The organism is Paenibacillus sp. MZ03-122A, from assembly GCF_024213325.1.
In the GTDB taxonomy this organism is placed as follows: Bacteria; Bacillota; Bacilli; order Paenibacillales; family Paenibacillaceae; genus Paenibacillus; species Paenibacillus polymyxa_B.
In genome coordinates, this window is the sequence record NZ_JANAVI010000007.1 from 109,756 (window position 1) to 122,603 (window position 12,848).

Genomic DNA, 12,848 nt, shown 5'->3' on the forward strand with positions numbered 1-12,848 from the left:
AACTACGAGGAATGGGGGACAAAACACGTGACGTATTCAAGGCGGTACGGTCCGCCGAATGCGTATGTTTTTCAATAATTATGCAATGGCTTGACTTGAAAAATACGTCGATTCCACTGATGAATCTAATTAGTTCTATCATTTTATCATTGACCTATCATGTTAGCAATTCAAAGTTTTTATGATTGTGATAATAAATCTTTTACATTACAGCTTCAACGTATCAATGCAAAAATATCTCATTTTTATGTATAAATATTCACTTTTAAAAAACAGCCTTTCCTATTCCTCTAAGGAACAGAAAAGGCTGACAAAGGAGATTTGATGAGTTTATAGACCATCAAGTGTATTCCCGTAAATTAGATATCCGTATTAAAATTCGAGACTTTCGCCGGGCTTCAATGCTTTCCCTTCAATACCTTCTTTGTGCAGACGATCGCAGAAGCCGTCTCCGTCCTGCTCAATACCCGGGAACGTATTGTAATGCACCGGTATTACGCGGCTTGCACGCAGCCATTTTGCTGCCAGCAGTGCATCCTCCGGTCCCATCGTATAACCATCTCCGATGGGCAATACCGCAGCATCGATGGAGTTAGTTTCGCCAATGAGACGCATATCGCCAAACAGGCCAGTATCCCCTGCATGGAAAAAGGTTTGGCCTCCCATGGTCAATAAGATCCCCGCCGGCTCTCCCATGTAAATGGTTTGCCCGTCCACCGTCAAAGATGAGCTGTGGAATGCAAGCGTGAATTTCACATGGAAACCGTCAAAGTGGTGACCTCCACCCAGATTCATACCGTGAGCTTTGGCTCCCAAGGATGAACAATATTCGGCCAGTTCCGCGACCGCGATTACTGGACAATCATTGCGCTTGGCAATTTCAACAGCATCTCCAAAATGATCGGCATGACCGTGTGTCAACAACACGGCATCCACCTGAATATCCTCGGCCTGTACGGTTGCTTTAGGATTTCCCGTCAAAAAAGGATCAATAATAATCCGTTTCCCCTCTGCCTCTACCAGTACAACTGAATGTCCATAATATGTGATTTTCATATCATCTACGCCTCCTTTGTCACTTTCATTATTTTGGTTACTTTCCTTTACCTATTATACCTCTTTTGCATACTGGCTTCACCTGTACCCTAAAATTCGTTCACAAAGCTGAACCCTATTGTTTAGAAAGGGCTGTTATTTGTAGAAGGTATGATGACCGATAGTTTTCACCTTCGTACGCGAATGATGAACCGTAAGATCCTGGGCCAACGTAAGCGACAGGAAAAAACAGGTGTTATCAGGCACGGCTTTATGGCCGTTCAAAGCAGCAGTAACCGCACGGATGCTGTCCTGGTTGGGCTGAACACGACGAAGACGCCCGTTCGCGACCGGACTAAATTGCGCTTTTTGATAAATCACTGCCTGAATCGTATCGGGAAATGGGGCTGACCGCAGCCGGTTTAAGACAACGTTGGCAACTGCCACTTTGCCTTCGTACGGTTCGCCTTCTGCTTCTGCCATCACTATTTTTTGCAGCAGGAGCAGTTCTTTAGCGGAGACAGGATAGCTCCAGGTAGACAACGCCTTGTCATCCTGGGTGAGCATTTTTGTCTTCGTAAAGTAGATGGTTGTAGGAGGGGTTAGGATTGCGGACTTGCTATGCTGGACCTCAGGCTTTTTCTTGCCTGTAGCAACGTTATTCCGGGCTTGTTCCGCCTGCTTCATCTGGGAAGCGGGTAACGGAGTCGGCATGATTTCTTTCCAGCTTGACTGCCCATGAGCAGCGACAAAGATGGGGCTTGTCCTGTTTGACCCGTTATGGGTCCCCATCCTGTCGCCATATGTAGGAGACGAAGAGTTCCCTGACCAGCTCAGAGATTGCATAGGTGTATTTTTATGATTTTTCTGTGTTTGCTGAACCTCAGCGTAGAGGCCTATCCCCAATATACAAACAAGCAGCACACTCAATAGAGGTGCAAACCAACGATGTTCTTTAACGATTTCCATAATGTTCCTCCCGTTAACTATAAGCACATTCCTCAGATATGTAACCTAAAATGCGCTTTTTGAATAACGCTGAAACACTATATCACTAAATTCGCTGATAGATCAAGGCATTCACCTCATTAATGGGAATGTTTGAATTATATGGTACATTGGTTTTTGACCCATTCGGGTTGCATATAAAACAAATTCTCCCACTTTCCATGGCTCGCTGCATCGGTCATTTGGCTGCCAAATAGACGGTGGAATAGCCTGCTTTCCTGTGTACGAACGTGCTAGGGTGATATGAGGTCGATAAGGTCGCTCCTCGGGTTTAAAACCCAGCGGTTCGGTAGCCTGGAGTATGGACTGGTACAGTTGATCCAGTGAATCACGCTGCCCGGTCACTCCCCTCCACAGTACACGCGGAAATTCTTCACGGCCAAAAAAACCTGCTTCTCCGATGCTGAGTGTGAACGGGTCATGCTCAGCTGCAGCTTGAACTAAAACCTGCTCAAGTTTCGGTATAACCGAGGTCTCCACATCACCCAAAAACTGAAGTGTCACGTGATAATCTCTGAAATCACTCCATTTGCGAAAAGTCAGGTTTTTTAAATCCTGCTCCACCCAATAATGTAACTTCTTCTTATGCTCATTCGGAAGAGCAATAGCTGTAAAAAGTCTTTGCGATTCATTTTTCATCAACCTATTACCTCCTTTCCTAATAGATAATTGTGGATATCTCAAAAAGTAGCTGTTTGGTTTGTCCCTGATCAGGGTAAAGCCATTTGTTGTTATATATTGTGACACTGCGAGCGCTTTTTTACCCTCCTTATGCAATTTTTTCGGCAATCTGTTATTCTTGAAAGGATGGTTCGCCAGAATATATTGGAAACTCCAAGGAATCAAAAATCGAGGAGGCTATGAACTATGGGAAACATTTTAAGCTTACATCAACTTACGGAAGAGCAAAAAAAACATGTTCGTGCAACGGCTCCGGGCTACGAGTTGATTATTGGCAAAGCTCCGGAATTGGAGTCTAAACAAATTCGGGAGGCCGAGGTTATTCTAGGCTGGTCCAAGCATATTGCCGAAGAGGCATTACATCCAGACAGCAAGCTGAAGTGGATACAAACCTGGTCGGCCGGGATTGATAAACTACCGCTTACCGAATTGGAGAAGCGTAACATTTTACTAACGAATACAAGTGGTGTGCATGCAATTCCAATTACAGAGCAGATCTTTGGCATGCTGCTATCGCATACACGTTATTTACAGCAAGCAGCTCTCTTGCAACGTCAGAAAACATGGCAGCCACCGAAAGGCCAACTGACGGAATTACGGGGCAAAACGCTGTTGATTACAGGCGTTGGCGAAATTGGCCGGGAAACAGCGCGGATTGCAGAAGCCTTTGGCATGCGGGTGATCGGAGTCCGCCGTTCTGGCAAAGAAGCTCCCCATGTAGAGCACATGTATACTAACGAACAACTACACGAAGCATTGAGAGCAGCGGATATCGTGGTAAATATATTGCCATTCACTGAGGAAACCCATCACTTCTTTGACGAAAAAGCATTTGCAGCTATGCGTAAGGGTGGCTTCTTCATTAATGTAGGTCGCGGTGGCACCGTTCATACGGATGCGCTTGTACGCTCTTTGGAACAAAAGCATATTGCCTTTGCCGGACTGGATGTATTCGAGGAAGAACCGCTACCTGCTTCACATCCGCTATGGAGTCTGGACCATGTCTTGATCACACCGCATATTGCAGGCGATACGGACAAATATGCCGAACGGGCGGTGGATATTTTTCTTACTAATTTGAATGCCTATGCCGCTGATCAGGAGTTACCGCTGAATTTGGTTAACTACAAAACTCAGTATTAATACGCTACTTACAGATCCAGATTTCCCGACTCATACCTGTCTTATGTATGCGGCATTGCTCCGTAAGGGTCCAGCCTGACTCAGATAACAATGTTTCCATCGGCTCCGTGCTCACGACCACTGCCCGCGCGGCCAAGCGTCTCAGACTGCGCAGCATCTTCTTTTGTTCATCCGCCGGGAGCACGGAGCACAGGTTATAGGGCATATCCAATATGGCCGCATCGTATGTGCCTTCGAGCATATTCATATCCCCGAGCTTCACTAGATCTTCTTCAAATCCAAAATGACGCAAATTCACTCGTGCCCCACGCACCGCCAACGGGTTGATATCACAACCGCGAATATCCTTCCCCATGCTCAATGCCTCAATCATTACATTGCCCATACCACAACACGGGTCTAGCAGTTTCAATGAGCCTGACTCTCCCTTTGCGGCTGTTAGATCAGTTCCTGCCAAATTCACAAGTGCCCTAGCTACCAGAACGGGTAGTCCAGTAGAATAATTTTGCGGCTTTTGACGACGCTCCTGCCACGATCTGTCGCTATACTGACACGTGCCCAGTAGCCACCGTTCTCCTATCCGAATAACACCAAGGGTGATATCCGGTGTCTTCATTTGCGCCTGGCCATGAATGCGTGCCCCAATTCGGCGTTCGATCCCGCGCCGCTCGTCATAGTCGGCCTCATGGTCACCTTCTTTAAGGCACAACACCTTGAAAGTCTTTCCTTCCTCAAGTTGTAACATAGAGGCTGCTTCGCATAGCTCTTCCAGTGTTCCCGCATCTGTCATTACATCCAGCCGAAGATGAATAAACGGGCTCGTCCCCGGTTCCAGCCGCCGATGGGACAACAGGATGGAATCCTGTACGGGCGGCTGACCGAACAAGCATTTCAATTCCAAAAGACACAACTCACGCTCTGTTTCATGACACGCATAGGTATATATGTAGCTTGGTTTCATTTCTTCGATATTCGTTTTCTGTTTATTCATGTCATATCTCTTTTCATTTGGAATCAAGGCTAAAATTTACAGCCTCCGCTATTAGACGGTAGGAGTGAAGCCGCTGCTCATAATCTGGAATCGGTGTGACCAACAGAAACTCATCATTATCATATTTAATCTGCAAGCCGCGTAACCGTTCGGCAATATCCGACGGCGTTCCCACTAGCCAGCTGGCTCGCATTGCCGGGTCGCCCAATGAAATCTGAGCAGCCCATTGCTGCGCCAGTTCATTCGTCAAGGCACATACTGCTCCTACAGCCACCATGGTACGTGGCTTGTCCATCCGATTGGATGGCTGAAAGCCGGAGCGGTAAATGCTTAGCATTTCTTCCGTTTGCTGTTCACTCATAAACTGACCGAATACATAGCCTGTTGAATACTGGGCGGCATATTCGGCACTTTTTCGGTTTGTACCTAGCATCCACACTGCTGGCGGCTGTTCAGGCATCGGCCGAGCAAACACAGGCACCTGTTCATATTCGTAAGTACCTTCCAGCAAAGCCAATAGAGCTTCCATCGTCTGTGGCAGCTCCGTCACATGTTGAAGAAAATTACCGCTCAGTGCCATCGAAGCATGAGGTCCCCCACCAGGTGCTCTCCCCAGGCCCAATTCGACTCTGCCAGGATATAGAGCGGCCAGTAGATGAAACCATTCCGCGACCTTGACTGGACTATAATGCGGGAGCAAAATAGCGCCCGCACCCAGTTTAATGGTCTTCGTCACTGCCCCGATATGCGACAGCAGCACTTCCGGGCTGGAGGAAGCCAGCCCCTCCATATCATGGTGCTCCGAGGTCCAGTAGCGTGTATATCCCCATGCTTCTGCCTGTCTCGCTAGTTCACCAGCTCGTTGAACCGCCTGCTCCGGACGGTTACCGGGCAGCAACGGCACCATATCGAGCACACCGAGATTCAACCTTTTTATAGATAAAGACCGAGATTGCATAGACACATTCCTCCCTCCTGCTATCCATTACAAACCAGTTCCTTCTACTATATAGGGGAAATTTAAAGGTCAATCCAGATCATAAATGGAACCCACCTTCAGACCGTATAACTCATTATAGATTTTTTCAGCAAAAGCATCGGTCATACCTGCAATATAGTCTATGACCATATGCTCCCATGTCCAGATCGGTTTCGCCTTGGCTTGGTCGCGCTCATAGCGCTGGAGCCAGTCGCTTGGGATAATCGATTTGGACGTTTCTGGGTCCAGAAACGCCAGCCACAGCCGTCTAAGCATCCACTCACTCCGTTTTTGCAGTCGCTGTACGCGCAGATCGCGGATCATCGTAACCCAAGCAAAGCTTTTCAACACACTCACAGTGCGCAGCATATCCAAATCTTCGCTTCCATCCCGCACGAAGGTTACCTTTTTCCAATTTCCATCATCAATTACACCCAAGCTGCTGACAAACAGGCTGACCCAGTATGCCTTCACTTCACGGCGAGTACGGGAATAGTCGTGTTCACACATCGGCATCTTGCCATTCCACACCTTCAAAAATTCGCTCAGCACAGCCGCTACCTTCTGCTCAATCTCAGCCAGTTGCCAGCCTTGCCAGAAGCTATCCTCTAACGTGGTGATTTTCTCCGTAATCAGACGAATTAAATACGGATCATATAAGAAATGCTCGTGCACCTCGATTTTCCCAGCCTTAATTCCATCCTCCAGATCATGCGCAGAATAAGCGATATCGTCGCACAGGTCCATAAGCTGGGCTTCTAGCGTCTTTTTGCCATCAGGGATACCCCAATCCTCGCGGATAGAACGTATGTATTCCCACTCATGCAGGTACAACCCTTTTTTGTTCAGAATCCCCGGGTATGGGTATTTGTTGATCCCCAGTAACACAGCGTCCGACAAATTCAAACCATCCACGTTCTCACGCTTCTCTAAAAACATAATCAGTCGGAAATTGTGCGCGTTCCCTTCAAAATGCTCATAAATTTGTCGCTCACGCGCATAGGCCTCCTGTCCACGCTTGGACTCCGGTGTGAAGCCTCCGGCAGAGGATATCTTTTCTACCTTTGTTTCAATCAGTTGATCCAAAATCCCGTCCAGCACCTCTTCTCCCTTGTGTCCGAACGGTGGATGCCCAAAGTCATGTGCAATGGAAGCACATTCTACCACCTCAGGGTCAATGATCAGTCCTGCGTTATCTGCCTGTTCCAGCTCTACTTCGGGATGGCGGCGCAGCAAGCTTCGGGATGCTTCACGCGCAATTTGCGCTACCTCCAAAGAATGCGTCAGTCGTGTGCGGTAATAATCGCCCGTGCCTGCGCCAAATACCTGTGATTTACCCTGCAACCGCCGGAAAGTCGGTGAATGGATCAAACGGGAGTAGTCCCGTTCATATGCGGCCCGTGAAGCGTCGCTTCGTGTCTGTTCCGCAAATTGCCGATGCTCTCTCTTGTCCTGCCATGTCATAAAGCCCACTCCCTACGTACTCAATTGGAGTGATTATACATTTTTTTCGCGCCTCAGGAAAGCTCACATGACTTTCAGCTGTAAAAGTTACTTTTAGCACCACTGCGCAGTCGGATGGTGCTTTCTACTCCAATACAAAAAATGTCATATAAAAAAGGTGGTCCCCAGCCATTTGCTTCAGGCCAGAGAACACCTCTTTACTCAACTTTTTATACCTCATCACTTTTGCTCTACCGCTTCGCCCTCGGGTCCAATACATCCCGCAACCCGTCCCCCATCAGGTTAAAGCCCAATACGGTCAGCATGATAGATATCCCCGGAAAGATAACTGTCCACGGCGCGTTCTGGATATATTGCCGCGAATCGGACAACATTTTACCCCACTCTGGCTCAGGAGGTTGTGCACCCAAGCCCAGAAATCCAAGCGCTGCCGCTTCAATGATGGCCGTTCCGATCCCCAACGTTCCCTGTACGATGATTGGTGTCAGGCTGTTAGGCAAAATATAGCGGAGGATGATTCGTGTATTATTGGCTCCAAGCGCTCTAGCAGAAGTGATATACTCCTCCGTTTTGACACTTAGCACCTTAGAGCGAACTAACCGTCCATACGTTGGCACATTGACAATGGCAATGGCGTACAACGCATTTTCCAATGAAGGCCCTAAAATGGCCACAATAGCAATGGCCAGCAAAATCCCCGGAAATGCCAGTAAAATGTCGAATAGCCGCGAAATGGCCATATCTGCCCATTTTCCGTAAAATCCTGCGATTAAACCTAAGGCTGTTCCTACAATCATTGAACCAATAACAGACAAGAAACCGACCCACAACGAGATTCTGGCTCCATACAGCGTGCGAGTCAGTAAATCTCGACCGAGATCATCCGTACCGAACCAATGCTCCGCAGAAGGAGGCTGCAAACGGCTCACCAAATTTTGCTCTTTATAGTCAAAAGGAGCAATCCACGGCGCGATCAAAGCAATGATGACAAAGAAGATAATAATGCTCAGGCCGACGAACGCCATTTTATTGTGACGGAAAGCCCTCCATGCGTCCCTCCAAGGGCCAGTCACGACAGGCAAATGCGCCAATGTGCTGCGTGTCGTCGGTATGTTGTTGGGTTCCATTGAAAATTGTGACATCGGACAAGCTCCCCCTTGAACAATTGACGACTTGATTACTGATAACGGATACGCCGGTCGAGCACCGCGTACAGCAAATCGACAATCAGATTAATGATGACGAACAGGAACGCTATGATCAGAATTCCGCTTTGAATAACCGGATAGTCACGCGAGCTGATCGCTTCAAAAATGTACCGTCCGATGCCGGGCCAGGCAAAAATGGTTTCTGTCAGTACCGCGCCTCCCAGTAGTGATCCAGTCTGAAGACCGATGACAGTAAGTACGGGGATCGCAGCATTTTTAAGCGCATGTTTGTACACGACTTGAAAAGATGCCAGCCCCTTCGCCCGAGCCGTACGGATATAGTCCGCATCCATAACCTCCAGCATGCTGGAACGAGTAATGCGCGCAATGACCGCCATTGGAATCGTTCCAAGTGCGATACTGGGCAGGATCAAATGCTTGATGACGGTCCATACCTGATCCATACGCCCACCTATAAACGCATCAATCACGGCTAAATGTGTCACAGCTTCCACCGGATCACGGGAATTCATGCGTCCGATAGAAGGAAGCCAATGCAGTTTATTCGCAAAGATCCACTGCTCCATCAAGCCCAGCCAAAAAATCGGCATCGATACTCCGACCAGTGCAATGACCATGCTCACATAGTCAAACCAGGAATTTCGCTTCCAGGCACTCACGATGCCGGCATTCATTCCGACTACAACGGCAAAAAACATGCTTGCTACTGTCAACTCCAGTGTAGCCGCCAGATAAGGGACCATTTCCCGGGCAATCGGCTGCTTGGTGCGAATGGAATCGCCCAAGTCCCCTTGTGCCAGCTCACCTAAATAGGTCCCATATTGCTGTAACCACGGCTTATTCAGCCCCAATTGCTCACGTAGCGCCTGCTTGGACTGTTCCGTAGCCTTATCTCCCAGTATGGTTTCCGCGGGATCTCCCGGAATGGCATGAATAATGGAAAAAACGATGAGCGTCATGCCCAGTAATACAGGAATCAATATGGCCAGTCTTTTTACAATATATGAGTTCATATCCTATTCACCGCCTGCTTGCGTTTGGGCTATTCAAAATAAATATTTCCGTACGCTTCAATACCTGCCGGAGAAGGTACAAAACCCTTGAGATTCGCTTTACCTGCCATCAGCGGTGTGCTGTGAACCAATGGAATCCACGGCGCATCCTGTTTAATAATCACTTGTGCTTCCTTATACATTTCCGCACGCTTGTCCTGATCGACCTCAACCTGCGCCTTCACCAATATTTTGTGGAGTTCCTCATTCACATAAAAACTACGGTTATTGCCTGGAATCGTATCCTTGTCCAGCAATGTATAAAGGAAATTATCCGGGTCACCATTATCCCCGTTCCATCCCAGCATATACAGATCATCCTTTTTCCCCGCCTTAAGATCATCCAGGTACGTAGCCCATTCCGGGGATTGGATGTTTACTTTGACGCCTATTTTTTCAAAATCGGCTTGAATGGCCTCTGCCACCTTTTTGCCGTCAGGCATATAAGGACGAGATACGGGCATTGCATAGAAGGTTAAAGGCTCGGGAAGCCCGTTAGGAAAGCCCGCTTCCGCCAGCAAAGATTTAGCCTTATCCAGATCATAGGCGTAATCCTGAATACTATCGTTGTACCCCCATAACGTAGGTGGCATCGGATTGACCGCAGGCTTAGCCTGCCCTGCAAACAATGCATCAATAATAGCCTGCTTGTTCACTGCGTGATTCAGTGCCTGCCGCACCTTGGGATTATTGAATGTTTTTTTCTTTAAATTAAAGCCAATGTACGCCACATTAAAGGAGGGACGTTCAATTTTCACCAAATCGCTATTGCCGTCTAACTGCTTTGCATCATCCGGGTTCAAATCCTCCATCAGGTCAATTTCCCCGTTTTGCAGAGCATTAAATCGTGCGGTATTGTCGGGTATGGAGCGAACAATGATCTTAGCCAGCTTCGGCTGCCCCTCTTTCCAATAGTTTGGATTCTTCTCCAGCGTGATGGTATCGTTCCGTTTCCATTCCTTAAATACAAAAGGCCCCGTGCCGACCGGATTACTCTTGAAATCAGCCTTTTTCTCCTGAATAGCCTTGGGACTTGAAATACTAAAGGATGGCATAGCGATATTTTGTAAAAACGGCGCCTGCGGCTTGTTTAGTGTAAACTGGACGCTGTTCGCATCTACCGCTTTAACCTCCTTAATCACCCTACTTCCTTCAGGACCGAACATAGAATCATAATAGTCAAACGAGTCACCTTCAAATTTGTATGGACTTTTCGGATCAGCCCAGCGGTCAAAGTTAAACACAACCGCTTCTGCGTTAAAGTCACTTCCGTCATGGAATTTCACACCCTGACGCAGCTTGAACGTATAGACCAGTCCATCCGGTGATACTTCCCAGCTCTCTGCAAGCCCCGGTTGGATCTCCGTTGTATTTTCCTTATATTCCAGCAGTGTGTCGAACACTTGCAATCCGATTTTTAGCGACTCGCTTTCAGTCACAATGGCAGGATCTAGCGCCACGGAATCTCCGCCGCGTCCATAAATGAGCGTGTCCTGCACGCCCTCTCCTGCTCCGCTTGGTGTTTTCCCTGCCTCTGGCTTTGCTCCTTCACCTGATCCCCCACAACCGGAAAGCGCCAAAACAGCTCCTAGCGCAAGCACCAGCAGAACGGTCCAGATTTTGTGTTTTGCATACTTTTTGCTCATGCAGCAAACCCCTTTCACACCTTATATATTGTTAATTCGTTGATACCGGATGAATGCCAATTCCTTTAGATTGACATGACAAGCTTGTCCTCAAGCTGTGGTCCCAAATTCCGAGTTCATCAAATAGGTGTAGTAGGACAGAAGTGTTCATAATCTAGTGGTGTAAGAGATGCTGTAGGGTAATGGATAGATGTGATGTAATAAATAGAAAGAGGAGTATGTCAGGTCGTGGTGAAAGTGTGATATATACTCACAAACAGTGAATATTATGCTCAAACAAAGTTGATTATTGGATACTTTACTATAAAATCTGGAAGCAGACAAGGGGGTTTTTCATACATTACCATATGTTTTTATACATCATGTCAATTAATATTACAAACCAATTTACATAATCATATCAAATAAATACTCCTGCTTGGGGTCTTCAACCTCCAAGCAGGAGTATGATCTTACCTCAAAAATGTATTCAGCACCAAACCTACAGGAGCCTTTACAGCTCGATCCGGCTGGTAGACATGCTGCATTTTCACCCAATGATTCACACTTTTAAAGCGTTGGAGTTCAGCTTATGTAGAAATCATGAAGAACATTACTTTACAATAAGTGCAGGCGGTTGCCTTTGAACCGCCTGTCAATTTACGTTTCAGGTGTATGGCTTGGTTCACATGAAAATAATCCCTTCCGGGCATAAGATTTGCAAAAGATCATTTATTTTTTTTAAACACACCCAGACGGTTAAGTACGATCAGTAAGCGATAAAAATCGTAACTGCTTGGCAGTTTCGCATCCACAATCGGGCTTGCCGGATTAAATGCAACAGCGGCAGCCATCGCTTCCTTCGCCCAGGTCGGTACAGGCATAGCCTGACGTCCCTCCAATTCAGCTACCCGCTGATCCAACTTTTTATTATTAGCGCTTTGTTCATTCAACGTCTGCTTGAGCACATCTTTGCTGTTTTCAAGAGCGGCGATCTGCTGCTGCAGGGCCTGAAATGCCGCTTTTTCCTCTGCTGTCATTGGCTCATCCCCCTCTACTCCTGCAAATGCTTGGCGTAGCTCGGCCTCTGTTCCGGCGTATACATTCAGGTCAACCGGCCCTTGAATTCCATCAACCCGTCCACTATCGCTGTATTGCCAAAAGTCCCAGTTCTTCCATGCTGTGGAGTCGCCGGGCACCCGTGTACTATAACGTGCAATCCACAGCTTATAACTACCCAATGGCGCTTTGAAATGGGCGGCAAAAGCATTCCCTGTATATACCATCGGCTTACGGCCGCTTACCCGTTCAAATTCTGTTACAAATGCCAACGCAACCTCATGAATCGCGGCCGAGCTAAGCCCTCCCGGATTATTTTCATAATCCATTACCGCTGGCAAGTCTAGCGCTTTCGCACCACCCACCTGATCCAGCACCTCGGCGAAATGCCTGGCTTCCTCTTTTGCTGCGTTTACACTGGTTGCATCTACAAAATGGTAAGCTCCCAGCAGAATCCCGGCTGCCTTGATCCCTTTTGCATTCGTGATAAATGTCGGATCGACGTAACGCTGTCCTTGACTCGCTTTAATAAATGCAAACGATTTACCATCGGCTCGTACACGCTTCCAATCAATTGTTCCCTGATATCGGGACACGTCAATGCCTTCGGCAGCGTTAGGGCTGCGATTCTGCATAAGGCGT

General features: G+C 47.5%; 11 protein-coding genes. 1 reads left to right on the plus strand and 10 read right to left on the minus strand.

Features of this window, described 5'->3' with window-relative positions:
• Positions 1–372: 372 nt before the first annotated feature.
• From NLX74_RS16490 to thpR, 3 genes are all read right to left on the minus strand, one after another.
• Positions 373–1,056 (minus strand): metal-dependent hydrolase, encoded by a 684-nt coding sequence (locus NLX74_RS16490; protein ID WP_029516186.1) that lies wholly within the window; start codon positions 1,054–1,056, stop codon positions 373–375.
• Between the two features lie 135 nt (positions 1,057–1,191).
• Entirely contained in the window at positions 1,192–2,004 is an 813-nt protein-coding gene (locus tag NLX74_RS16495; RefSeq protein ID WP_025720522.1) for a cell wall hydrolase, read from the minus strand.
• 111 nt (positions 2,005–2,115) lie between these two features.
• Entirely contained in the window at positions 2,116–2,682 is a 567-nt protein-coding gene (thpR, locus tag NLX74_RS16500; RefSeq protein ID WP_254329332.1) for an RNA 2',3'-cyclic phosphodiesterase, read from the minus strand.
• A gap of 228 nt (positions 2,683–2,910) precedes the next feature.
• On the opposite strand from thpR, the gene NLX74_RS16505 reads away from it, so the two are divergent.
• Entirely contained in the window at positions 2,911–3,867 is a 957-nt protein-coding gene (locus NLX74_RS16505; RefSeq protein WP_254329333.1) for a D-2-hydroxyacid dehydrogenase, read from the plus strand.
• Positions 3,868–3,871: 4 nt separating this feature from the next.
• Here the strand turns inward: NLX74_RS16505 and NLX74_RS16510 are convergent, their stop codons facing one another.
• The 7 genes from NLX74_RS16510 to NLX74_RS16540 form a co-directional block, all read right to left on the minus strand.
• Complete coding sequence (locus NLX74_RS16510; RefSeq protein ID WP_254329334.1) at positions 3,872–4,858, minus strand: TRM11 family SAM-dependent methyltransferase; 987 nt, start codon at positions 4,856–4,858, stop codon at positions 3,872–3,874.
• A gap of 13 nt (positions 4,859–4,871) precedes the next feature.
• Complete coding sequence (locus tag NLX74_RS16515) at positions 4,872–5,816, minus strand: MsnO8 family LLM class oxidoreductase (protein ID WP_254329438.1); 945 nt, start codon at positions 5,814–5,816, stop codon at positions 4,872–4,874.
• A gap of 69 nt (positions 5,817–5,885) precedes the next feature.
• A complete protein-coding gene (locus NLX74_RS16520; protein ID WP_254329335.1) occupies positions 5,886–7,301 on the minus strand; it encodes a deoxyguanosinetriphosphate triphosphohydrolase family protein in 1,416 nt (471 codons plus the stop codon).
• Between the two features lie 230 nt (positions 7,302–7,531).
• The gene (nikC, locus tag NLX74_RS16525; protein ID WP_103048940.1) at positions 7,532–8,443 is read right to left on the minus strand and encodes a nickel transporter permease; all 912 of its coding nucleotides are present in this window, start codon (positions 8,441–8,443) and stop codon (positions 7,532–7,534) included.
• A gap of 35 nt (positions 8,444–8,478) precedes the next feature.
• Positions 8,479–9,483 (minus strand): ABC transporter permease, encoded by a 1,005-nt coding sequence (locus NLX74_RS16530; RefSeq protein WP_069291317.1) that lies wholly within the window; start codon positions 9,481–9,483, stop codon positions 8,479–8,481.
• Positions 9,484–9,512: 29 nt separating this feature from the next.
• Complete coding sequence (locus NLX74_RS16535; protein ID WP_254329336.1) at positions 9,513–11,168, minus strand: ABC transporter substrate-binding protein; 1,656 nt, start codon at positions 11,166–11,168, stop codon at positions 9,513–9,515.
• Positions 11,169–11,875: 707 nt separating this feature from the next.
• On the minus strand, positions 11,876–12,841 hold the full coding sequence (locus NLX74_RS16540) for a glycoside hydrolase family 25 protein (RefSeq protein ID WP_254329337.1): 966 nt from the start codon (positions 12,839–12,841) through the stop codon (positions 11,876–11,878).
• Positions 12,842–12,848: the final 7 nt, after the last annotated feature.

Coding starts and splice junctions, on each gene's coding strand:
- NLX74_RS16490 (WP_029516186.1), bottom strand. CDS start 1,056: ATGAAAATCACATATTATGGACATTCAGTTGTACTGGTAGAGGCAGAG.
- NLX74_RS16495 (WP_025720522.1), bottom strand. CDS start 2,004: ATGGAAATCGTTAAAGAACATCGTTGGTTTGCACCTCTATTGAGTGTG.
- thpR (WP_254329332.1), bottom strand. CDS start 2,682: ATGAAAAATGAATCGCAAAGACTTTTTACAGCTATTGCTCTTCCGAAT.
- NLX74_RS16505 (WP_254329333.1), top strand. CDS start 2,911: ATGGGAAACATTTTAAGCTTACATCAACTTACGGAAGAGCAAAAAAAA.
- NLX74_RS16510 (WP_254329334.1), bottom strand. CDS start 4,858: ATGAATAAACAGAAAACGAATATCGAAGAAATGAAACCAAGCTACATA.
- NLX74_RS16515 (WP_254329438.1), bottom strand. CDS start 5,816: ATGCAATCTCGGTCTTTATCTATAAAAAGGTTGAATCTCGGTGTGCTC.
- NLX74_RS16520 (WP_254329335.1), bottom strand. CDS start 7,301: ATGACATGGCAGGACAAGAGAGAGCATCGGCAATTTGCGGAACAGACA.
- nikC (WP_103048940.1), bottom strand. CDS start 8,443: ATGTCACAATTTTCAATGGAACCCAACAACATACCGACGACACGCAGC.
- NLX74_RS16530 (WP_069291317.1), bottom strand. CDS start 9,483: ATGAACTCATATATTGTAAAAAGACTGGCCATATTGATTCCTGTATTA.
- NLX74_RS16535 (WP_254329336.1), bottom strand. CDS start 11,168: ATGAGCAAAAAGTATGCAAAACACAAAATCTGGACCGTTCTGCTGGTG.
- NLX74_RS16540 (WP_254329337.1), bottom strand. CDS start 12,841: ATGCAGAATCGCAGCCCTAACGCTGCCGAAGGCATTGACGTGTCCCGA.